20 protein-coding genes are annotated in these 21,399 nt (G+C 66.3%); 14 read left to right on the top strand and 6 right to left on the bottom strand.

The features are described 5' to 3' along the window. The first annotated feature begins 35 nt into the window (after positions 1–35). The gene (locus tag AC1DGC_RS11700; protein ID WP_478047921.1) at positions 36–2,102 is read left to right on the top strand and encodes a glycoside hydrolase family 99-like domain-containing protein; all 2,067 of its coding nucleotides are present in this window, start codon (positions 36–38) and stop codon (positions 2,100–2,102) included. A gap of 36 nt (positions 2,103–2,138) precedes the next feature. Here the strand turns inward: AC1DGC_RS11700 and AC1DGC_RS11695 are convergent, their stop codons facing one another. After that, positions 2,139–2,771 (bottom strand): CoA transferase subunit B, encoded by a 633-nt coding sequence (locus AC1DGC_RS11695; RefSeq protein WP_478047920.1) that lies wholly within the window; start codon positions 2,769–2,771, stop codon positions 2,139–2,141. A gap of 1 nt (position 2,772) precedes the next feature. After that, on the bottom strand, positions 2,773–3,507 hold the full coding sequence (locus AC1DGC_RS11690) for a CoA transferase subunit A (RefSeq protein ID WP_394163811.1): 735 nt from the start codon (positions 3,505–3,507) through the stop codon (positions 2,773–2,775). 159 nt (positions 3,508–3,666) lie between these two features. Between AC1DGC_RS11690 and AC1DGC_RS11685 the strand changes: the two genes are divergently transcribed. Both AC1DGC_RS11685 and AC1DGC_RS11680 read left to right on the top strand, forming a co-directional pair. Then, positions 3,667–5,016 (top strand): phosphohexomutase domain-containing protein, encoded by a 1,350-nt coding sequence (locus tag AC1DGC_RS11685; RefSeq protein ID WP_394163810.1) that lies wholly within the window; start codon positions 3,667–3,669, stop codon positions 5,014–5,016. Positions 5,017–5,029: 13 nt separating this feature from the next. After that, entirely contained in the window at positions 5,030–6,433 is a 1,404-nt protein-coding gene (locus tag AC1DGC_RS11680) for a mannose-1-phosphate guanylyltransferase/mannose-6-phosphate isomerase (protein WP_449335664.1), read from the top strand. Positions 6,434–6,571: 138 nt separating this feature from the next. Here AC1DGC_RS11680 and rfbD read toward each other — a convergent pair whose 3' ends face one another. The 4 genes from rfbD to rfbB are packed head-to-tail and all read right to left on the bottom strand — an operon-like array spanning position 6,572 to position 9,988. Beyond that, positions 6,572–7,462: a dTDP-4-dehydrorhamnose reductase gene (rfbD, locus tag AC1DGC_RS11675; protein WP_478047919.1), complete on the bottom strand. Its 891-nt coding sequence runs from the start codon at positions 7,460–7,462 to the stop codon at positions 6,572–6,574. Next, entirely contained in the window at positions 7,459–8,016 is a 558-nt protein-coding gene (rfbC, locus tag AC1DGC_RS11670) for a dTDP-4-dehydrorhamnose 3,5-epimerase (protein WP_394163807.1), read from the bottom strand. Before rfbC ends, rfbD begins: the two co-directional genes overlap by 4 nt. Next, positions 8,013–8,900: a glucose-1-phosphate thymidylyltransferase RfbA gene (gene rfbA / locus AC1DGC_RS11665; protein WP_394163806.1), complete on the bottom strand. Its 888-nt coding sequence runs from the start codon at positions 8,898–8,900 to the stop codon at positions 8,013–8,015. Before rfbA ends, rfbC begins: the two co-directional genes overlap by 4 nt. Positions 8,901–8,932: 32 nt before the next feature. Then, positions 8,933–9,988: a dTDP-glucose 4,6-dehydratase gene (gene rfbB / locus AC1DGC_RS11660; protein ID WP_394163805.1), complete on the bottom strand. Its 1,056-nt coding sequence runs from the start codon at positions 9,986–9,988 to the stop codon at positions 8,933–8,935. Positions 9,989–10,254: 266 nt separating this feature from the next. Between rfbB and AC1DGC_RS11655 the strand changes: the two genes are divergently transcribed. From AC1DGC_RS11655 to AC1DGC_RS11605, 11 genes are all read left to right on the top strand, one after another. Beyond that, complete coding sequence (locus tag AC1DGC_RS11655) at positions 10,255–11,001, top strand: electron transfer flavoprotein subunit beta/FixA family protein (protein ID WP_394163804.1); 747 nt, start codon at positions 10,255–10,257, stop codon at positions 10,999–11,001. Beyond that, positions 11,001–11,939, top strand: coding sequence for an electron transfer flavoprotein subunit alpha/FixB family protein (locus AC1DGC_RS11650; RefSeq protein ID WP_394163803.1), 939 nt, complete (start codon positions 11,001–11,003; stop codon positions 11,937–11,939). The genes AC1DGC_RS11655 and AC1DGC_RS11650 overlap by 1 nt, the downstream gene beginning before the upstream one ends. A 2-nt stretch (positions 11,940–11,941) precedes the next feature. Next, positions 11,942–12,907, top strand: coding sequence for a lysylphosphatidylglycerol synthase transmembrane domain-containing protein (locus AC1DGC_RS11645; RefSeq protein WP_478047918.1), 966 nt, complete (start codon positions 11,942–11,944; stop codon positions 12,905–12,907). A gap of 112 nt (positions 12,908–13,019) precedes the next feature. After that, positions 13,020–14,438, top strand: coding sequence for a UbiA family prenyltransferase (locus AC1DGC_RS11640; protein ID WP_449335668.1), 1,419 nt, complete (start codon positions 13,020–13,022; stop codon positions 14,436–14,438). Beyond that, entirely contained in the window at positions 14,435–15,742 is a 1,308-nt protein-coding gene (locus AC1DGC_RS11635; protein ID WP_478047917.1) for an FAD-binding oxidoreductase, read from the top strand. Before AC1DGC_RS11640 ends, AC1DGC_RS11635 begins: the two co-directional genes overlap by 4 nt. A gap of 2 nt (positions 15,743–15,744) precedes the next feature. Beyond that, on the top strand, positions 15,745–16,476 hold the full coding sequence (locus tag AC1DGC_RS11630) for an SDR family oxidoreductase (protein WP_478047916.1): 732 nt from the start codon (positions 15,745–15,747) through the stop codon (positions 16,474–16,476). 27 nt (positions 16,477–16,503) lie between these two features. Further along, on the top strand, positions 16,504–17,172 hold the full coding sequence (locus AC1DGC_RS11625; RefSeq protein ID WP_449335671.1) for a class I SAM-dependent methyltransferase: 669 nt from the start codon (positions 16,504–16,506) through the stop codon (positions 17,170–17,172). Positions 17,173–17,205: 33 nt separating this feature from the next. Next, on the top strand, positions 17,206–18,150 hold the full coding sequence (locus tag AC1DGC_RS11620) for an NAD-dependent epimerase/dehydratase family protein (protein ID WP_478047915.1): 945 nt from the start codon (positions 17,206–17,208) through the stop codon (positions 18,148–18,150). 29 nt (positions 18,151–18,179) lie between these two features. Then, positions 18,180–19,478 (top strand): NAD(P)/FAD-dependent oxidoreductase, encoded by a 1,299-nt coding sequence (locus tag AC1DGC_RS11615; RefSeq protein ID WP_478047914.1) that lies wholly within the window; start codon positions 18,180–18,182, stop codon positions 19,476–19,478. A 17-nt stretch (positions 19,479–19,495) separates the two neighbouring features. Beyond that, positions 19,496–19,867, top strand: a complete 372-nt coding sequence (locus AC1DGC_RS11610; RefSeq protein ID WP_478047913.1) for a GtrA family protein — start codon at positions 19,496–19,498, stop codon at positions 19,865–19,867. Positions 19,868–19,957: 90 nt separating this feature from the next. After that, positions 19,958–21,385 (top strand): hypothetical protein, encoded by a 1,428-nt coding sequence (locus AC1DGC_RS11605; protein ID WP_478047912.1) that lies wholly within the window; start codon positions 19,958–19,960, stop codon positions 21,383–21,385. Positions 21,386–21,399: the final 14 nt, after the last annotated feature.

Below are 21,399 nucleotides of genomic sequence, written 5' to 3'. Positions count from 1 at the left end.
GCTGTCGTTTTCCCCTGGATCGAGGTCGGTCGCGCGTGACCACGCTCAAGGCCCGGCTGCGCCAGGCGGTCTTCGTGGCGCTGCGCGCCGGTTTCCGGGCGCTGCCACTGTCCGATGGCCAGCGTGATCGACTGCGCGCACGCTTCCTGCGCGATCACGGCGACTGGGTGCCGCCGCCGCCGCGCGGCCGCATCGATGCCAGCCCGGGGCAGGTGAATCGTCCCCTCCCTCGCCCGCTGCTGCGTGCCGATGAAGCCGCGATCGGCTATGTCGCGCATCGCAGCGAGGCCCTGCCTGCACCGCTGCCGGCCACGCTGGTGGCGTTCTACCTGCCGCAGTTCCACCCGTTCGCCGAGAACGATGCGTGGTGGGGCAAGGCCTTCACCGAGTGGCGCAACGTCACCCGCGCCCTGCCCCAGTTCGAAGGCCACATCCAGCCGCGCCTGCCCGCCGACCTGGGCTTCTACGACCTGCGCACCCCGCAGGTGATGCGCGACCAGGCGCAGTTGGCCCGCGAATACGGCATCGGCGCGTTCTGCTTCTATTACTACTGGTTCAGCGGCACTACGCTGATGGAGACGCCGCTGCGCCAGTGGCTGGCCGACGACAGCATCGACCTGCCGTTCTGCCTGTGCTGGGCCAACGAGAACTGGGCGCGGCGCTGGGACGGTCGCGACGAGGACATCCTGATCGGCCAGCAGCACAGCGCCGAGGACGACCTGGCCTTCATCGCCCACGTCGCCGACTACCTGCGCGACCGCCGTGCCCTGACCGTGGACGGCAAGCCCATGCTGCTGGTGTACCGCCCGCACCTGCTGCCCGATGCGCGCGCGACCGCCCGGCGCTGGCGGCAGTGGTGCCTGGACAACGGCATCGGCGAGATCCACCTGGCCTACGTGCAGGGCTTCGAGCGCCCCGATCCGCGCGACATCGGCTTCGATGCCGCGGTCGAGTTCCCCCCGAACATGAGCAACCCGCGCTCGCTCACCGCCGACCAGTACCTGATCAATCCGGATTTCCAGGGCGACGTACGCGACTGGCGCGAACTGGCCGCGGAGATCGCCGCGCGTCCGCTGCCGCCGTACACGCTCTATCCCGGGGTCAACCCGGGCTGGGACAACGAGGCACGCCGCTCCGGCAAGGGCCGGGTCTACCTGCACGCCTCACCGCGTGGGTATGGCGACTGGCTGTCGACCACCGTGCACACGCGCCTGGCCGCCGCGCCGGCCAACCAGCGCCTGGTCTTCATCAACGCCTGGAACGAGTGGGCCGAAGGCGCAGTGCTGGAGCCGGATGCACGGCTGGGGCATGCCTACCTGGAGGCGACGCGGAAGGCGCTGCATGCGCCGACCACTGGCAAGGCCAGCACGCGTCCGTGCGTGGTGATCCATGCGTGGCATCTGCCTGAGTTCGCCGCCCTGCTCGAGCAGCTCAAGCGCAGCGGGCTGGCGTGCCGCCTGGTCATCACCACCGCGCAGGAACATCGCCCGGCGGTGGACGCCGCATTGCACCTGGCCGAGCTGCGCGGCGAAGTGATGGTCTACGCCAACCACGGCCGCGACATCCTGCCCTTCCTGCAGGTCGCCGAGCTGCTGCTCGGGCAGGGCGAAACGCTGGTGCTGAAACTGCACACCAAGCGCTCGACCCACATGCAGCAGGGTGCGCAGTGGCGCGATGAGATGCTGCAGCAGCTGCTGCTCGACGGCCACGCGCAACAGGCCGTCGACGCGTTCGGCAGCGATCCCTCGTTGGGGCTGCTGGCGCCGCGGGGCCACCTGTTGCCGGTCCGCGACTTCATCGGCGCCAACGCACCGGCGCTGGCCCGATTGCAGGCCAGGCTTGGCCTGTCGGTAGCGCCGCTGGACACGCAGTTCAGCGCCGGCAGCATGTTCTGGGTGCGGCTGGCGGCATTGCGGCCGCTGCTGGATGCGCACCTGTACCGCAGCGCGTTCGAGCACGAGCAAGGCCAGATCGACGGCACCCTCGCGCATGCGATCGAGCGCCTGCTTGGCGCGGTCTGCGCGCATGCCGGTTTCAGCGTGGACAGCCTTGGCAAGGGCGCACCGGACGCAAGCGGCTACGCCTACGCCAGGCGCGGATGAGCGTCCGCCCCGGCTGGCCGGGGCGGCGCCATCACCTCAGGCGGCGGCGAATGCCACGCCGGTCTTTTCCTTCAGTTCCTCCACTCCCACGCCCGGCGCTGCCTCCACCAGCAGCAGGCCGGCGTCGGTCACGTCGAACACGGCCAGGTCGGTGATGATGCGGTCGACCACGCCCACGCCGGTCAGCGGCAGCGTGCAGTCGGGCAGGATCTTGTGCTCGCCGTTCTTGGCGGTGTGCTCCATCAGCACCACCACGCGCTGCACGCCAGCCACCAGGTCCATCGCCCCGCCCATGCCCTTGACCATCTTGCCGGGCACCATCCAGTTGGCCAGGTCGCCCTTGTCGGTCACCTGCATCGCGCCGAGGATGGCCAGGTTGACGTGGCCGCCGCGGATCATGGCGAAGCTGTCGTGGCTGCCGAAGTAACTGGCGCCCGGGCGTGCGGTGACGGTCTGCTTGCCGGCATTGATCAGGTCGGCGTCGACCTCGGCCTCGGTCGGAAACGGGCCGATGCCGAGCAGGCCGTTCTCGGACTGCAGCCACACATCCACGCCCTCGGGGATGTGGTTGGCGACCAGGGTCGGCAGGCCGATGCCCAGGTTCACGTAAGCACCGTCGGTCAGTTCGCGCGCGGCGCGCGCGGCCATTTCATCGCGGGTCCACGCCATGTCAGTTGCCCTCCGCACGCACGGTGCGCTGTTCGATTCGCTTCTCGGGATGCGGGTTGTGCACGATCCGGTGCACGTAGATGCCCGGCAGGTGCACCTGGTCCGGATCGATGCTGCCCACCGGCACCACCTCTTCCACCTCGACGATGCACAGCTTGCCGGCCATCGCGCAGGCCGGGTTGAAGTTGCGCGCGGTCTTGCGGAACACCAGGTTGCCCGACGCGTCGGCCTTCCACGCCTTGACCAGCGCCACGTCGGCGCGCAGCGCGGTTTCCATCACGTAGTGCTTGCCGTCGAACGCGCGGGTTTCCTTGCCCTCAGCCACCACCGTGCCGTAGCCGGTGGCGGTGAAGAAGGCCGGGATCCCGGCACCGCCGGCGCGCAGGCGCTCGGCCAGGGTGCCCTGCGGGTTGAACTCCAGTTCCAGCTCACCGGCCAGGAACTGCCGTTCGAACTCCTTGTTCTCGCCCACGTAGGACGAAATCATCTTGCGGATCTGGCGGGTCGCCAGCAGCTGGCCCAGGCCGAAGCCATCCACGCCGGCGTTGTTGGAGATCACCGTCAGGCCCTTCACCCCCGTGTCGCGCAGTGCGCCGATCAGCGCCTCGGGAATGCCACACAGGCCGAACCCGCCCACGGCCAGGGTCTGGCCATCGGCGACCACGCCGTCCAGCGCGTCGGCCGCGCTGGCGTACTGCTTGCCACGCCGTCCGGCGTTGCCTGGGGAAGTACTCATCTACGCCCTCACCTCGTTGATGTAAGCGGCCATTGTAGCCAGTACGCCGGGGCTGCCCGACGTGCCCGGGGTGCCGTTCACCGGCCGTCGGCGTTGAAAACGATTCACATACATGCCTGCGGCTAAACTAGCCCGCTGACTGGCAGAAGGACTGAATAGATGACCCTCCCCGCATTCAAGGCATACGACATCCGCGGCCGCGTGCCGGACGAACTGAACGAAGACCTGGCCCGCCGCATCGGCGTGGCGCTGGACGCGCAGCTCGCCCCCGGTACGGTGGTGGTCGGTCATGACATCCGCCTGACCAGCCCCGCCCTGCAGGACGCCCTGGCCGCCGGCCTGCGCGGCGCCGGGCGCGACGTGCTGGACATCGGCCTGTGCGGCACCGAAGAGGTCTATTTCCAGGTGGACCACCTCAAGGCGGCCGGCGGGGTGATGGTCACCGCCAGCCATAACCCGATGGACTACAACGGCATGAAGCTGGTCAAGGAGCAGGCCCGCCCGATCAGTTCGGACACCGGCCTGCTCGCCATTTCCGACGCGGTCGAAGCCGACAGCGCAGCACCGGTCGAGCCCAAGGCCGGCCTGCAGTCGCACCCGGACAAGAGCGCCTACATCGCGCACCTGCTCAGTTATATCGACCGCGCCGCACTGAAGCCGCTGAAGCTGGTGGTCAACGCAGGCAATGGCGGCGCAGGCACCATCGTCGACCTGCTCGCCCCGCACCTGCCCTTCGAGTTCATCCGGATCTGCCACGAACCCGATGGCAGCTTCCCCAACGGCATCCCCAACCCGCTGCTGCCGGAGAACCGCGCGATGACCGCGCAGGCCGTCCGCGAGCATGGCGCGGACTTCGGCATCGCCTGGGACGGCGACTTCGACCGCTGCTTCTTCTTCGACCACAACGGCCGCTTCATCGAGGGCTATTACCTGGTCGGCCTGCTCGCCCAGGCGATCCTGGCGCGCCAGCCGGGCGGCAAGATCGTGCACGACCCACGCCTGACCTGGAACACCGTGGAGATGGTCGAGGCGGCCGGCGGCCAGCCGGTGCTGTGCAAGAGCGGCCATGCCTTCATCAAGGAAAAGATGCGCAGCGAGAACGCCGTGTACGGCGGCGAGATGAGCGCGCACCATTACTTCCGCGAGTTCGCCTACGCCGACTCCGGCATGATCCCGTGGCTGCTGATCGCCGCCCTGGTGTCCGAGTCCGGCCGTTCGCTGGCCGATCTGGTCGAGGCGCGCATGGCCAAGTTCCCCTGCAGCGGCGAGATCAACTTCAAGGTGAGCGATGCCAAGGCCGCAGTCGCCCGGGTGATGGACCACTACGCCGCGCAGGCGCCGGCGCTGGACCACACCGATGGCATCAGTGCGGATTTCGGCCAGTGGCGCTTCAACCTGCGCAGCTCCAATACCGAGCCGCTGCTGCGCCTGAATGTCGAAACCCGTGGCGATGCGGCGCTGCTGCAGCAGCGTACCGATGAACTCTCCCAGTTGATCACGGCATCCTGAGGCCCCCACCCCGATGAACGACCTGCTTCCCGTCATCCTGTCCGGCGGCTCCGGCACCCGGCTGTGGCCGCTGTCGCGCGAGGCCTATCCCAAGCAGTTCCTTGCGCTGGCCGGTGAGCAGACCATGCTGCAGGCCACCTGGCAGCGCATCGCGCCCATCGCCGGGCGCGCGCCGCTGGTAGTGGCCAACGAGGAACACCGTTTTGTTGCGGCCGAGCAACTGCAGCAACTCGGCGTGCAGCCGCTGGCCATCCTGCTCGAGCCGGTCGGTCGCAACACCGCGCCGGCGATCGCAGTCGCCGCGCTCGAGGCGACCCGCGACGGCGACGATGCACTACTGCTGGTGCTGCCGTCGGACCATGTGATCGCCGATGAAGACGCGTTCCGAGCGACCGTGCTGCGCGCCCTGCCCGCCGCGCGCGAGGGCAAGCTGGTGACCTTCGGGATCGTGCCGACCGGCCCGGAAACCGGGTATGGCTACATCAAGGCGGTGTCGGGCGGGGACGTGCGCGCGGTCGATCGTTTCGTCGAGAAGCCTGACGCGGACACCGCCCAGCAGTACGTGCAGTCCGGCGAGTATTTCTGGAACAGCGGCATGTTCCTGTTCAAGGCATCGCGCTACCTGGCCGAGCTGGAGAAATTCAATCCGGCCATGCTCGCCGCCAGCCGCACGGCGTGGCAGCAGGCACGTCGCGATGCGGATTTCACCCGCCTGGACAAGGAGGCCTTCGCCGCAGTCCCGTCCGATTCCATTGACTACGCGGTGATGGAGAAGACCGCCGACGCGGTGGTGGTGCCGCTCGACGCGGGCTGGAACGACGTCGGCTCGTGGACCGCGCTGCGCGATGTGTCCGCGCAGGACAGCGACGGCAACGCCCACCACGGCGATGTCATCGCCATCGACTGCCGCAATACCTATGCCTACGGCGAGCGCCTGATCGCATTGGTCGGGCTGGACGATGTGATCGTGGTCGAAACCGATGACGCGGTGATGGTCGGCCGCAGCGACCGCATGCAGGAGATCAAGCAGGTGGTGGCGCAGTTGAAGGCCGCCGCGCGGCCCGAGGCCACCTGGCATCGCAAGGTGTACCGCCCATGGGGCGCCTACGACTCGATCGACCATGGCGAGCGTTTCCAGGTCAAGCGCATCACCGTCAAGCCCGGTGCCACGCTCAGCCTGCAGATGCACCACCACCGTGCCGAGCACTGGATCGTGGTCAGCGGCACCGCCGAAGTGACCCGCGGCAAGGAAGTGCTGCTGCTCACCGAGAACCAGAGCACCTATATCCCGCTGGGCGTGACCCACCGCTTGAAGAACCCGGGCAAGCTGCCGCTGGAACTGATCGAAGTGCAGTCCGGCAGTTATCTGGGCGAGGACGACATCGTGCGCTTCGAGGATACCTACGGCCGCACGTGATCGAAGCGCGCCGCACAGACAAAAAACCCGGCCGAGGCCGGGTTTTTCATTGCCTGGTAGCGCCACGCCATGCGTGGCTGACGTGGTCCAGGTGATCGGGCAGTGCAGCCACGCATGGCGTGGCGCTACCGTGCAGCGTCAGAGCGCTGCGATGACCCGCTTCAGCCCTTCCTGCCAACTCGGCAGCCCGATGCCGAAGTCCGACTCCAGCTTGCGCACATCCAGGTGCGAATACGCCGGACGCCTGGCCGGGGTCGGGTAGTCGGCGGTGGTGATCGCCTCTACCTTCGGCGCGCGCGCCAGCTTCCCAGTCGACACCGCCTCGTCGAAGATCGCTTCGGCAAACCCATGCCAGCTGGTTTCGCCCGTAGCGGTCAGGTGCCAGGTCCCCGACAGGCCACCGGCATGCTGCAAGGCCTGCGCGGTGACATCGGCAATCAGCGCCGCCGGGGTTGGCGTGCCGACCTGGTCGGCCACCACGCGCAGCACATCACGTTCGGCGCCCACGCGCAGCATGGTGCGCAGGAAGTTGGCGCTGTGCGAGGCATATACCCACGCGGTGCGGAAGATCAGGTGCCGTCCACCGGCGGCCCGGATCGCCTCTTCACCGGCCAGCTTGCTGGCGCCATACACGCCCAGCGGCGCGGTGGCGTCGTCCTCGCGGTACGGGCGGGTGCCCTGGCCGTCGAACACGTAATCGGTGGAGTAATGCACCAGCGGCACGCCCGCTGCCGCGCACCAGCGTGCGATCACGCCTGGTGCCTCGGCGTTGGCGCGCCAGGCCGCATCGCGGTCGTCCTCGGCGCGGTCCACCGCGGTGTAGGCGGCCGCGTTGACCACCACCTCCGGGCGCACGCGATCAAGCAGCGCTGCCAGCGACTCGGGCTCGTTGAAATCGGCCGTTTCGCAGGCGCTGCCATCGGGCAGGGTGCCACTGCGGGTGGTCGCCACGAGCGTCCCCAGCGGCGCCAGAGCGCGCTGCAACTCCTGGCCGAGCTGGCCGTTGCCACCGAACAGCAGCACGGTCACGGCTGGTAGACCGGCAGGCGATCATCGGCGATGTCCTTCAGGAACGGCGCCGCCTCGTCCTTGCCCGACAGCGTCGGTGCGCTGATCGGCCAATCCACGGCGATGTCGGCATCGTTCCAGCGCACGCCGGCGTCGAAGTCCTTCAGGTACACCTCGGTGCACAGATAGCTGAAGACCGCACGTTCGGAGAGCACCGCAAAGCCATGCGCGAAGCCTTCCGGGATCCAGAACTGCTTCTTGTTCTCCGCGCTCAGCACCACCGCCTCCCACTGGCCGAACGTCGGCGAACCACGGCGGATGTCCACCGCCACGTCATACACCTCGCCTTCCAGCACGCTGACCAGCTTGCCCTGCGGCCGCGGCCACTGGTAATGCAGGCCACGCAGCACGCCCTTGGCCGAGGTGGACACGTTGCTCTGCACGAACTTCGTCGGCAGCCCGTGCTGGCCAAAACGCTCGGCGTTCCAGGTCTCAAAGAAGAAGCCGCGCTCGTCGCCGAACACCGCCGGCTCGATCACCACGCAGCCCGGGAGCTTGGTCTCAATAATTTTCACGGCACCACTCCTCGTACAGCCAGTTTATGCAGGTACTGGCCGTAGCCATTCTTGATCAGCGGGGCGGCCAGCGCCTCCAGCTGCTCGGCGCTGATCCAGCCCTGGCCGAAGGCGATTTCTTCCGGGCAGCAGACCTGCAGGCCCTGGCGGGTCTGGATGGTCTCGATGAAGTTGGACGCTTCCAGCAACGACTGATGGGTGCCGGTATCCAGCCATGCATAACCGCGGCCCAGCGCTTCCAGGTGCAGGTTGCCCTCGCGCAGGTAACGCTGGTTGAGATCGGTGATCTCCAGCTCGCCGCGCGGTGACGGCTTCAGCTCGGCCGCATGATGGCTGGCATTGCCGTCGTAGAAATACAGCCCGGTCACCGCATAGTTGGACCTCGGGTTGGCCGGCTTCTCGACCAGGTCGATCACCTTGCCGGCCTTGTCGAACTCGGCCACGCCGTAGCGCTCCGGATCGTTGACCCAGTAGCCGAACACGGTGGCGCCGGTATCGCGCTGGTCGGCATTGCGCAGCACTTCGCGCAGGCCGTGGCCGTGGAAGATGTTGTCGCCCAACACGAGGCAGCTCGGCTTGCCGTCGATGAAGTCCTTGCCGATCAGGTACGCCTGCGCCAGCCCGTCCGGGCTCGGCTGCACCGCGTACTCGATGTTCATCCCCCACTGCGAGCCATCGCCCAGCAGGCTCTGGAACAGCGCCTGCTCGTGCGGCGTGTTGATGATCAGCACGTCGCGGATCCCGGCCAGCATCAGCACGCTGAGCGGGTAATAGATCATCGGCTTGTCGTACACCGGCAGCAGCTGCTTGCTGACGCCCTTGGTGATCGGATACAGGCGCGTGCCCGAACCGCCCGCGAGGATGATGCCCTTGCGTTGAGTCATGCGTTATTCCTCTGTCTGGTGATCACCGCCACTCAGGCGGTGGTGCCGATGCGCTGCAGGCGGTAGCTGCCGTCGAGCACGCCGTTGACCCATTCCTGGTTGTCCAGGTACCAGTCCACGGTGAAGCCGATGCCCTGCTCGAAGCTGTACTTCGGCTCCCAGCCCAGCTGGTCCTTGAGCTTGGAGGCATCGATCGCGTAGCGGCGGTCGTGGCCGGGGCGGTCGGTGACGTACGTGATCTGGCTGCTGCGCGGCTGGCCGTCCTCGCGCGGGCGGCGCGCGTCGAGCAGCGCGCAGATGGCGTGCACCACCTCGATGTTCTGCTTTTCCGAGTTGCCGCCCACGTTGTAGGTCTCGCCGACCTGGCCCTTGGCCAGCACGGTGCGGATCGCTTCGCAGTGGTCGCTGACGAACAGCCAGTCGCGTACCTGCTTGCCGTCGCCATAGACCGGCAGTGGCTCGCCGGCCAGCGCCTTGGCGATCACCAGCGGAATGAGCTTCTCCGGGAAGTGGTACGGGCCGTAGTTGTTCGAGCAGTTGGTGGTCAGCACCGGCAAACCGTAGGTGTGGTGGAACGCACGCACCAGGTGGTCGGAGGCGGCCTTGGACGCCGAATACGGCGAATTGGGCGCGAACGGGGTGGTTTCAGTGAACTTGCCGGTCTCGCCCAGGGTGCCGTAGACCTCGTCGGTGGACACGTGCAGGAAGCGGAAGGCCGCGCCCTTGTCGGCCGGCAGCGCCTTCCAGTAGTCGCGCACGGTCTCGAGCAGGGCCAGGGTGCCGACCACGTTGGTCTGGATGAAGGCACCCGGGCCATCGATGGAGCGGTCCACGTGGCTCTCGGCGGCGAAGTTGAGCACCGCATCGGGCTGGTGTTCGGCCAGCAGGCGCGCCACCAGCGACGGGTCGCCGATGTCGCCGTGCACGAACACGTGGTCCGGGTTGCCGTCCAACGGCGCCAGGGTCTTCAGGTTGCCGGCATAGGTCAGCGCATCAAGGTTGACCACCTTGACGCCCTTGGCGACCGCTTCCAGGACAAAGTTTCCGCCGATGAATCCGGCTCCGCCGGTGACAAGCCATGTGGGCACTACCCGTTCTCCTGTTCGGTTCTAGAGTCTCCGGCCGCCAATGCAGCGCGCCGGATGCAGCGCTACAGGATACATGCGGGCCGTCTTCACGACTGCGTGCTGGACGTGAACGAAGACGACGGAATGCGCAGATTATGCCGCACCGCAGCATAACCATACGCATTCGCATGGTTGCCTCCGGCCAGTTAGAATCGCGGTCCCACCCCCGAACCGGTTGCTGTGAACAGAACCGGACGTTCCCCCGTTATTGAAGGATCCAGCACCAGATGAAAATCCTCGTCGCGTACAAGCGCGTGGTGGACTACAACGTCCGCATTCAGGTCAAGCCGGACGGTTCCGGCGTGGTCACCGACGGCGTCAAGCTGTCCCCCAACCCGTTCGATGAGATCGCCCTGGAAGAAGCGCTGCGCCTGCGCGACCAGGGCATCGCCACCGAAGTCGTGGTGGCCACCATCGCCCCCGCCGACGCCCAGGCCCACCTGCGCAACGGCCTGGCCATGGGCGCCAACCGCGCCATCCACGTGGTCACCGACCAGGCCATCCAGCCGCTGACCGCCGCGCGCACCCTGCTCAAGCTGGTCGAGAAGGAACAGCCGGACCTGGTCATCCTCGGCAAGCAGGCCATCGACGACGACGCCAACCAGACCGGCCAGATGCTGGCCACGCTGTGGGGCCGCCCGCAGGCGACCTTCGCCAGCAAGCTGCAGATCGAAGGCGGCAAGGCCACGGTCACCCGTGAAGTCGATGCCGGCCTGGAAACGCTGGAAGTGGACCTGCCGGCCGTGGTCACCACCGACCTGCGCTTGAACGAGCCGCGCTTCATCAAGCTGCCGGACATCATGAAGGCCAAGGCCAAGCCGATGGAAACCCTGCAACTGGCCGACCTCGGCGTGGACGCCGCCGATACCGTCAAGACCACCCAGTACGCCGCGCCGGTCAAGCGCAGCAAGGGCGTGATGGTCAAGGACGCGGCCGAACTGGTCGCCGCACTCAAGCAGAAGGGGTTGCTGTAATGACCAAGATCCTCGTTGTCGCCGAGCACCACGACGGCAAGCTCAACGCCGCCACCGCCAAGACCGTCAGCGCCGCCGCCGCCATCAGCGGTGCCAGCATCGACGTGCTGGTGCTGGCTGCCGACCCGGCCGCCGCGGCCGCGGAAGCCGCCCAGCTCGCCGGCGTAGCCAAGGTGCTGACCGTGGCCAACCCCGCCAACGCGCAGGCGCTGGCCCAGGTGCTGGCCCCGCAGATCGCGCAGTTGGCCAAGGGCTACACCCACGTGTTCGGCCCGTCGACCACCTTCGGCAAGGACCTGATGCCGTGCGTGGCTGCCCTGCTGGGCGTCAACCAGGTCTCGGACCTGATGACCGTCGAAGGCAGCCACAGCTTCAAGCGCCCGATCTACGCCGGCAACGCCATCATCACCGTCGAGGTGCCGGCCGACCAGATCGTGGTCGCCACGGTGCGCGCGGCGTCCTGGCCGGAAGCGGCCAAGGGCGGCAGCGCCGCGGTGGAAGCGGCCAGCGTCGATGCGGCCCTGCCGACCCACACGCGTTTCGTCGGCCTGGCCGCCGGTGCGACCGACCGCCCCGACCTGCAGAGCGCCAAGCGCGTGGTCTCCGGTGGCCGTGGCGTGGGCTCGGAAGAGAACTTCAAGGTGATCTTCCAGCTCGCCGACAAGCTCGGTGCCGCCGTCGGTGCCTCGCGCGCCGCCGTGGACGCCGGCTATGTGCCCAGCGACCTGCAGGTCGGCCAGACCGGCAAGATCATCTCCCCGGAGCTGTATGTGGCCGTGGGCATCAGCGGCGCGATCCAGCACCTGACCGGGATCAAGGATGCCGGCACGATCGTGGCGATCAACAAGGACCCGGACTCGCCGATCTTCGAGATCGCCGATATCGGCCTGGTGGGTGATCTGTTCACGCTGCTGCCGGAGCTGGAAGCGGCGCTGTAAGCGTGGCCGAGGGCACCTCCCTCACCTCCCCCGCCCCGGTTCGCCGGGGCCGGGCGCTGGGCTGGCTGTCCGTCATCGCCTTCGTCTACGTGGTGGCACTGTGGTATGTCGATCGCGACAAGCATGTGCTGTCGCGATTGAGCCAACTCGCGGCGCCGTTGTGCGGTTGCGTCGTGCTGGTGCTGTGCAGCTACCTGGTCCGCTACCAGCGCTGGCACACGGTGCTGCGAGCCCAGGGCCATCGCGTGCCCTGGCGCTCTGGGCTGTATGCGTACCTGGCGGGCTTCGCCTTCACCGCATCGCCCGGCAAAGCCGGCGAACTGCTGCGCATCCGCTATTTTTCCCGACTCGGCGTGCCTGCATCGACCACCCTGGCAACGTTCGTCTACGAGCGGGCGCTGGATCTTCTGGTCATCACCGCGCTCAGCGCGGCAGCCGCGCGTCTGGTGCCGCTGTTCGGCGTGCTGTCGGCCGTCGTGCTGGCACTGGTCCTGGCGCTCTGCGTACTGGCCTGCTGGCCCGGGCTGCAACGGCTGGCCGCCGCCCTGGTTTCCCGACTCCCGGGTGCGGGCGTGCGACGCCTTGCCCGCTTTCTGCTCGGCGGTGCGCAGGACCTGCGCCCATTGCTGGCACCCGGCCTTACCTCGGTAAGCGCCCTGTATGGAGCCGTGGCGTGGCTGCTCACCTCCCTTGCGTTCGCCTGGCTGTGCCTGGCGCTGGGCATCGAGGTGTCGTGGCAGCATGCCCTGTCCATCTATCCCCTGGCGATGCTGGTGGGTGCGTTGTCGTTCGTGCCCGGTGGCGTGGGCACCACCGAGGCGGCGATCGTGCTGATGCTCGGCGCGCTGGGCGTCGCGACGGACGCTGCACTGGCGGTGGCCATTGGCATCCGTCTCGCCAGCCTCTGGCTGGCCGTCGCCGTCGGAATGCTGGCGATGGCCTCACTGGAGGCACGGACCAAGCCCTGATGGTGAGGGGGATCGTTTCACCGCGCGCGCTATACTATTCGGTCAATTTTCAGGTATGTGAAGTCGGCCGCCATGACCCGATTTGGATATTCGACGCAGGAGTCGCCCCGCCATGAAGGCTGATAACCGTGCGCTTTGCGTCGATCTGGACGGCACCCTGCTGCGCAGCGACATCCTCTACGAATCCCTGCTGGCCTTGTTGGCCCGCAACCCACTGTATCTGTTCCTGATCCCGTTCTGGCTGCTGGGTGGCAAGGCCGCGGTCAAGCGCCAGCTGGCCTCGCGCGTGCAGCTGCCCGCCGAGACGCTGCCCTATGACGAGCGCGTGCTGGAGATCCTGCGCACCACTACGCAGCGGCCGCGCGTGCTGTGCACGGCGTCGGACCAGATGCTGGTGCAGCCGATCGCCGACCACCTGGGCCTGTTCGAAGAGGTGATGGCCAGCGACGGCCACACCAACCTGTCCGGCCACAACAAGGGCAAGGCGCTGGCCGAACGATTCGGCGAGCGCGGCTTCGACTACATGGGCAACGGCCGGGTCGACCTGCAGGTCTGGGCCCACGCTGGTGGCGCCATCGTGGTCAACAACGGCGAGGGCCTGGCCCGTGATGCGGCCAAGCGTACCGAGGTCCTGGCGCACCTGCCCGCGCAGAACGGCGGCCTGCTCACCTGGATCAAGGCACTGCGCATCTACCAGTGGCTCAAGAACCTGCTGGTGCTGGTGCCGCTGCTGACCGCCCACCGCTTCCTGGACCCCACCGCACTGGTGGATGCCGGCACGGCGTTCCTGGCGTTCGGGCTCTGCGCGTCCGGCGTGTACCTGCTCAACGACCTGCTCGACCTCACCCCGGACCGGATGCACCCGCGCAAGCGCAAGCGCCCGTTCGCCGCCGGCACGCTGCCGCTGCTGCACGGCCTGCTGGTCGCGCCGCTGCTCACGCTGGCCGGGTTCGCGCTGGCGCTGCTGTGCAGCCCCTCGTTCGCGCTGGTCCTGCTGTGCTACTACGTGATGACCCTGGGCTATTCGCTGCAGCTCAAGCGCATCGTCATGATCGACGTGGTGCTGCTGGCGGCGCTGTACACCGTACGCATCATCGGCGGCACCGTGGCCATCGGCTCGGAACTGTCGTTCTGGCTGCTGGCATTCTCGATGTTCGTCTTCCTCAGCCTGGCCATGCTCAAGCGCTACACCGAGCTGGCCGCCGCCCTGGCCAATGGCAAGGAGCTGGCGATCGGGCGTGGCTACTCGGTCGCCGACCTGCCGCTGGTGCAGTCGCTGGGCGCCGCCGCCGGTTACATCGGCGTGCTGGTGTTCGCGCTGTACATCAACAGCCCCGAGAGCCTGGAGCTGTACCGGCACCCCAAGGTGTTGTGGCTGCTCTGCCCGATCCTGCTGTACTGGATCAGCCGCATGTGGATCGTGTCCCATCGTGGCGACATGCACGATGACCCCATCGTGTTCGCCGCCACCGACCGTGGCAGCCAGATGGTCATCGCGCTGGGCGTGGTGATCGTGTTGGCCGCGATATGAGTGCTGCCGGCGGCCAGTCCTGGGGGCGTTATCCCCGGGCGACGCAGCAGTTGGCGCCGGTTACCGACCGTGCTGCCCTGCTGCCGGCCGTCGATGGCCTGATGCTGCCCCATGGCAATGGGCGCAGCTACGGCGACAGTTGCCTCAATCCGGACGGCACGCTGCTGATGGCGCGGTCGCTGGACCGGTTCATCGCCTTCGACCCCGCCACCGGCGTAGTGCGCTGCGAGGCCGGCGTCACCCTGGCCGAGATCATCGAGCTGGCGCTGCCGCAGGGCTGGTTCCTGCCGGTCACCCCGGGAACCCGCTACGCCACGGTCGGCGGGGCGATCGCCAACGATGTGCACGGCAAGAACCATCACCGCGCCGGCAGTTTTGGCCACCACGTGCAGGCCTTGGAACTGCTACGCAGCGACGGCCAACGGATCGAACTGGACGGGAACGACGGCACCGGGCGGTTCGCCGCCACGGTGGGCGGGCTGGGCCTGACCGGGTTCATCACCTGGGCCGAACTGCAACTGCGGCGCGTTCCCGGGCCGTGGATCGAAACCGAGTCCATCCGGTTCGACTCGCTGGACGACTTCTTCGCGCTCTCGCGCGACTCGGCGGCCGGCTTCGAATACACCGTGGCATGGATCGATTGCCTGGCCACCGGCAAGCAGCTCGGGCGCGGCCACTTCCTGCGCGGCGACCATGCCCGGGGCGACCCGCGCGCGGCCACGCCCAGCGCGATGCCCCGCCGCAGCATCCCGTTCGTGCCGCCGGTCTCCATGGTCAACGGCCTGACCCTGCGCCCGTTCAATACGCTGTACTACTGGCGGCAGCCGGCACGGCGCAAACGCCACCTGTCCCACTACCAGAGCTATTTCTACCCGCTGGACGGCATCAACGACTGGAACCGGATGTACGGCCCCGGCGGGTTCCTGCAGCACCAGTGCGTGTTGCCCCCGGCGGCCGCGCGGGATGCCACGGCCGCCCTGCTTTCAGAGATATCGCGCAGCGGGCGCGGGTCGTTCCTGGCGGTCCTGAAGGAATTCGGGGACGCCCCGGCACCGGGTATGCTTTCCTTCCCGCGCCCGGGCACGACGCTGGCGCTGGATTTCCCGAATACCGGCCCTGACCTGTTCAGGATGCTGGAGCGGCTCGACCGTATCGTCGCCGAGGCCGGTGGAGCGGTGTACCCGGCCAAGGATGCGCGCATGTCCGGCGCCCTGTTCCGCCAGGCATTCCCGGCCTGGGAGGCCTTCTCCCAGCATATCGATCCCCGTTTTTCGTCCGGCTTCTGGCGCCGGGTCATGGAGTAAGCATGCAAAAGGTTCTGATCATCGGCGCCACCTCCGCCATCGCTGAAGCGGTGGCACGGCTGTATGCCGCCCGCGCCAGCACGATTTTCCTGGTGGGCCGCAATGCGACCCGCCTGGACGCCATCGCCGCCGACCTGCGCGTGCGCGGCGCCCACCAGGTGGATGCCTATGCGCTGGACGTCAACGACCTGGCCGGTCACGCGGCCATGCTCGATGCGGCCTGGGCAGCCAGCGGCGGCATCGATACGGTGCTGATCGCCCACGGCACCCTGCCCGACCAGGCCGCCTGCGACCAGTCGGTGGAGTTGGCGATGCGTGAGTTCATCACCAACGGCACCTCGACCATCGCGCTGTGTACGGCACTGGCGCAGCGCCTGTCGGCCGGCAGCAACCTGGCGGTGATCTCCTCGGTCGCCGGTGACCGCGGCCGCGCCAGCAATTACCTGTACGGCAGCGCCAAGGCGGCGGTCACCGCGTTCCTGAGCGGACAAGGCCAGCGCCTGGGCAAGCTGGGCATCAATGTGCTGACCATCAAGCCCGGCTTCGTCGATACCCCGATGACGCAGGCCTTCAAGAAGGGCGCGCTGTGGGCCTCGGCCGACAAGGTCGCGCAGGGCATCGTGCGCGCCTCGGACCGGCGCCGCGCGGTGGCCTACCTGCCGGGTTTCTGGTGGGCGATCATGATGGTGATCAAGAATATTCCCGAATTTGTTTTCCGCCGTATTTCCCTTTGATCCAGCCCTGACCAAGGACGCCTACCGATGCCGGATATCGACCACGATCTGGATGTGCTCTATCAGCACCGTTTTCCCAAGGAAGAACTCGCCAACAAGAACCGTATCTGGCAGGTGCTCTGCACGCAGTACTTCAGCCGGTACGTGAAGCCGGACGAGACCGTCGTGGATATCGGCGCCGGCTACTGCGAGTTCATCAACAACATCCCGGCCGCGCACAAGATCGCGGTGGACCTCAACCCGGACGTGCGCAAGTTCGCCGCCGATGGCATCCGCATCATCAACGAATCCTGCACCGCGGTGAGCTCCATTCCCAGCGGCAGCGTCGATGCGGTGTTCATGAGCAACTTCCTGGAGCACCTGCCCACCAAGGACCTGGTCCTGCAGACGCTGCGCGAGAGCGCGCGCATGCTGCGCCCGGGCGGCCGCGTGATCATTCTGCAGCCGAACATCCGCTTTCTGTACGACGAGTACTGGGACTATTTCGACCACCATACTGCATTGAGCGATCGCAGCCTGGTCGAAGGCGTGCTGATGGCCGGCCTGGACCCGCAGGTGGTGGTGCCCAAGTTCCTGCCTTACACCACCAAGAGCCGGTTGCCCCAGGCCCCCTGGCTGGTGTCGCTTTACCTGAAGATCCCGCTGGCCTGGCACGTCCTGGGCAAGCAGGCGCTGGTCGTTGCGTACAAGCGCTGATTACCGTCGTTCATACCTATACCGGGCCCGAGCATGGCACAGAAGAGTGACAAGATCGTCCTGACCGGCGCCGCAGGCCTGGTGGGACAGAACCTGATTGTCGAGATGAAACAGCAGGGCTATACCCAGCTGGTCGCCATCGACAAGCACGAGCACAACCTGGCCATCCTGCGCGAGCTCCATCCGGACGTTCAGACCATCCTGGCCGACCTGGCCGAGCCGGGCGACTGGACCCAGGCGTTTGCCGGTGCGCGTCTGGTAGTGCAGCTGCATGCGCAGATCACCGGAAAATTCCGGGCGTTGTTCGACCGCAACAACCTGCAGGCCACCGAACGTGTCCTGTCTGCCTGCGCCGAGCACACTGTGCCCTACATGGTGCACATCAGCTCGTCGGTGGTGAATTCGGTCGCCACCGATGACTACACCGAGACCAAGACGCTGCAGGAAGCCCAGGTGCGCAACAGTGGCATTGCCCATTGCGTGCTGCGGCCGACCCTGATGTTCGGCTGGTTCGATCCCAAGCACCTTGGCTGGCTCTCGCGCTTCATGGCGCGCACGCCGGTGTTCCCGATCCCCGGCGACGGCAAGTTCATGCGCCAGCCGCTGTACGAGCGCGATTTCTGCCGCTGCATCGTGCAGTGCATCGCGCGCGAGCCGGACGGCGACATCTACGACATCGTCGGCGCCACGCGCGTGGACTACGTGGACATCATCCGCACGATCAAGAGGGTCAAGAAGCTGCATACCCTGATCGTGCATATCCCGATCGGGTTCTTCGCGTTCCTGCTGCGGGTCTACAGCATGTTCAGCAGCAAGCCGCCGTTCACCGCCGACCAGCTGAAGGCGCTGAGCGCTGGCGATGACTTCAAAGGTATCGATACCGAAGCCGTGTTCGGGGTGAAGCAGACGCCGTTCGAGGAAGCCATCCGCGAAAGCTATACCGACCCGCGTTACAGCCACATCGTCTTGCAGCGCTGACCGAACAAAACAGACGGAAGAACAATCACATGAGCAATTTCGCCATCATCGGCAGTGGCCCCATGGGTCTTATGGCAGCACTGGAGCTGCTCAAGCAGGGGCACCGGGTTGACGTGTACGAGCGCGACGACCGCATTGGTGGCATGTCGGCAGATTTCGATTTCGACGGCCTGCGCATCGAGCGCTATTACCATTTCATCTGCAAGACCGACTATCCGTTGTTCAAGCTGCTGGATGAAATGCAGCTGTCCGAGCGCCTGCACTGGACGGACACCAAGATGGGGTACTACTACGAAGGCAAACTCCACAAGTGGGGTACTCCGTTCGCGCTGCTCGGTTTCCCGCACCTGGGCCTGATCGACAAGGTCCGCTATGCCCTGCACGTGATGCATACCAAGGGCATCCAGGACTGGACCGCGCTGGACAAAGAGAACGCGCGCGACTGGATCACCCGCTGGATTGGGCCCAAGGCCTACAAGGTGATGTGGGAGAAGGCCTTCGCGCTGAAGTTCTTCGAGTACCAGAACGACCTGTCGGCCTCCTGGATCGGTACCCGCATCAAGCGCGTGGCCCTGTCGCGGCGCAATCTTTTCAATGAAAGCATGGGCTACCTGGACGGTGGTTCGACCGTGCTGCTGGAGAAGATGGCGGCGCACGTGCAGACGCTTGGCGGTCGGATTCTGCTGTCCCAGCCCATCGAGGAAGTCGCCTCGACCGACGGCAAGGTCACCGGCATCGTCACCCGCGACGGACACATCGCGTACGACCGCGTGGTCTCCACTGCGCCGATCCAGTACGTGCCCAAACTGGTTCCGGGCCTGCCGGTCGCGTTCGCCGCGCAGGTCGGCGCCATCGAGAACATCCCGGTGGCCTGCGTCATCCTCAAGCTCTCCAAGCCGGTGAGCGAGAATTTCTGGATGAACATCAGCGACGAGCGGATCACCATCCCCGGGCTGATCGAATACAGCAACCTCAATCCAGGCAACGGGCCGGGCGAACACATCGTCTATGCCCCGTACTACATGCCCAAGACGCACCCGAAGTGGCAGTGGAGCAACCAGCAGCTCATCGATGAAGTGCTCAGCTATCTGCCGATGATCAACCCGGCATTCAAGCCGGACTGGATCAAGGCCACCCATTGCCACCGCTATGAGTATGCCCAGACCATCTGCCCGCCAGGGTTCCAGGACATGCTGCCACCGATGAAGACTCCGCTGGAAGGCTTCTACATGGCCGACACCGCGTACTACTACCCCGAGGATCGCTCGATCAACGAGAGCATTGCCGTAGGCGCGCGCCTTGCCCAGGTTGCGGCGGGCGAGCCGTGATCAGCAAGCGCTTCATCATGTTCATCGTGTCCGGCGGCATCGCCGCCGGCGCGAATTTCTGCTCGCGCATCGTGTTCAGCCTGTGGCTTCCCTACTCGGTTTCGATCGTACTGGGTTTCATGGTTGGCCTGGTCGCAGCCTTCATCCTGATGCGTAAACTCGCATTCACCGAGACCAGCAACGCGCCCCACTCCCAGGTCATGTGGTTCCTGGTTGTCAACGCGTTCGCGTTGGTCCAGACCTTCTGCGTGAGCCTGTTGTTCGCTCGTTGGCTGCTACCGATGATGGGCGTAACCCGTGGTGCGGAGACCATCGCACATGCGATTGGTGTAGCCACGCCTGTTCTGACCAGCTATATCGGGCACAAGCGCCTGTCTTTCCGTAGTTGAAGCAGGCAGCCTCCTCCTCCCCACATCCAGACCGAGCGTGACATTTTGACCACGTCCAATACAGACACGCTCCCGCAGCAGGTTCGGCCAATGGCCGTTCTGGCAGTGGCATTCGGCTTTGCCGTATTCATCGCAGCGTTCTGCAGACTTGCCGACGTCAATGTAACGCCGTTCAGAGCGGAATCTGGTTGGTTCATCGCCCGGGCCTGGGCAACTGGCGAGAGAATGGACTTCATCCAGCCATTCCTGTTCAAGGCATACAACGGCCACTACACGCCGTTGTTTTTCAGTCTGGAATTCCTACAGGCCAGGCTGTTCGGCGCCAATGCGCTCCTGTGGTTTGCGCGACAGATGCTTGTCCTGGGCCTGCTGGCCACCTCACTCTCATTGTTATGCAGGTCCGCCTGCGCGTTCGGTGACCTCAGCCGAGGTACGGTGAGAACGCTGTCCGCTACGTTCCCGCTTATCTTCATCCTCCAGCCAACCGTCCTTGAACTTGCTGCGTGGCCCTTCATGGCCGCCCAGCTGCTTTGCCTGGCCTGCGCGTCGATGTCTGCTTGCCATGCATTGCAGCTGATCAGGTCGTCTTGCCGCCGGGACGCCACGCTGTCGTTGGCATGGGCCTATGGGTCGATGCACCTGTTCGGCATTGGCCTCACATTCAGTGCCACGGCACTGGTAGTCATCACGGCGATCATCTGGGCGCAGCGTCTTCCGGCGCGGTTCCTGGCGCCGGTGGCGGCATTCGCCGCTGCTACCTGTATCCACGCGGTGCTGATGACCACCAATGGATCCCCTTCATTGGCGGAGCCGCAGACGCTCAGCACAAGTCTCGAGCGCTTTGGCGCCCTGTACATGGGCTCTGTGCAGTCCGGCGCGCGCTCACTCTGGGCCAATGGCCGCTTCCCGTGGCCCAATCCAGCGACCTACGATGTAGATGCGGTCTATGGCATTGCGCTGATGAGCTGCATGGTCACCGTGTTCGGCGTGCTGCTGTGGCGGGCCAGGAAACTCCAACGACCGGATCTGCTCTTTGTCCTGGTAATCATCGCCCTTCCTGCCCTGACATTGCCGGTCTATTGCAGTCTGATCATTTTCCGCCTGCACACCGTCGCTGATCCAAACGCGATCGCCCCGTATCTCTTTGGAACCCGTTACCTGGTTTTCCCTGCGTTCTTCCTGTTCACCGCCCTGCTCGTCGCGCTGCCCCCTGCGGCTCGCCTGTTGGGCCGTGGCCTCGCGGTCCTGTCGGCAATGCTGGCTACCGGCGCAGGCGCGGCCACCATCGTGTTCTTCGCCTCGGTGGCGACACTGTGGCCGTACATGAACGTCAAGCCAAGTGAGGAATGGAACAAGGTCGTAAGCCAGGCACGCACCGAACGCGCCTCGCTGGGATACGTGGTTGATCGCCCCATGGACGCACTTGACCCCGAGCTGCGGCGCAATCTGAGCGAGTTCCGCGGGCTGCTCGACGCAGAGATGGACTGCCAGGAGTGCGTGCGGTTCTCACCCCGATGAAGCCGGCCCAAGTG

The organism is Stenotrophomonas sp. 05N37, assembly GCF_056397365.1.
This window is presented reverse-complemented; position numbering and strand designations above follow the sequence as displayed.

Excerpts from the sequence above, each read along its gene's own strand:
- AC1DGC_RS11695 (WP_478047920.1), bottom strand. The coding sequence starts at position 2,771 with ATGGCGTGGACCCGCGATGAAATGGCCGCGCGCGCCGCGCGCGAACTG.
- AC1DGC_RS11690 (WP_394163811.1), bottom strand. The coding sequence starts at position 3,507 with ATGAGTACTTCCCCAGGCAACGCCGGACGGCGTGGCAAGCAGTACGCC.
- AC1DGC_RS11685 (WP_394163810.1), top strand. The coding sequence starts at position 3,667 with ATGACCCTCCCCGCATTCAAGGCATACGACATCCGCGGCCGCGTGCCG.
- AC1DGC_RS11680 (WP_449335664.1), top strand. The coding sequence starts at position 5,030 with ATGAACGACCTGCTTCCCGTCATCCTGTCCGGCGGCTCCGGCACCCGG.
- rfbA (WP_394163806.1), bottom strand. The coding sequence starts at position 8,900 with ATGACTCAACGCAAGGGCATCATCCTCGCGGGCGGTTCGGGCACGCGC.
- AC1DGC_RS11655 (WP_394163804.1), top strand. The coding sequence starts at position 10,255 with ATGAAAATCCTCGTCGCGTACAAGCGCGTGGTGGACTACAACGTCCGC.
- AC1DGC_RS11650 (WP_394163803.1), top strand. The coding sequence starts at position 11,001 with ATGACCAAGATCCTCGTTGTCGCCGAGCACCACGACGGCAAGCTCAAC.
- AC1DGC_RS11640 (WP_449335668.1), top strand. The coding sequence starts at position 13,020 with ATGAAGGCTGATAACCGTGCGCTTTGCGTCGATCTGGACGGCACCCTG.
- AC1DGC_RS11635 (WP_478047917.1), top strand. The coding sequence starts at position 14,435 with ATGAGTGCTGCCGGCGGCCAGTCCTGGGGGCGTTATCCCCGGGCGACG.
- AC1DGC_RS11630 (WP_478047916.1), top strand. The coding sequence starts at position 15,745 with ATGCAAAAGGTTCTGATCATCGGCGCCACCTCCGCCATCGCTGAAGCG.
- AC1DGC_RS11625 (WP_449335671.1), top strand. The coding sequence starts at position 16,504 with ATGCCGGATATCGACCACGATCTGGATGTGCTCTATCAGCACCGTTTT.
- AC1DGC_RS11620 (WP_478047915.1), top strand. The coding sequence starts at position 17,206 with ATGGCACAGAAGAGTGACAAGATCGTCCTGACCGGCGCCGCAGGCCTG.
- AC1DGC_RS11615 (WP_478047914.1), top strand. The coding sequence starts at position 18,180 with ATGAGCAATTTCGCCATCATCGGCAGTGGCCCCATGGGTCTTATGGCA.
- AC1DGC_RS11610 (WP_478047913.1), top strand. The coding sequence starts at position 19,496 with ATGTTCATCGTGTCCGGCGGCATCGCCGCCGGCGCGAATTTCTGCTCG.
- AC1DGC_RS11605 (WP_478047912.1), top strand. The coding sequence starts at position 19,958 with ATGGCCGTTCTGGCAGTGGCATTCGGCTTTGCCGTATTCATCGCAGCG.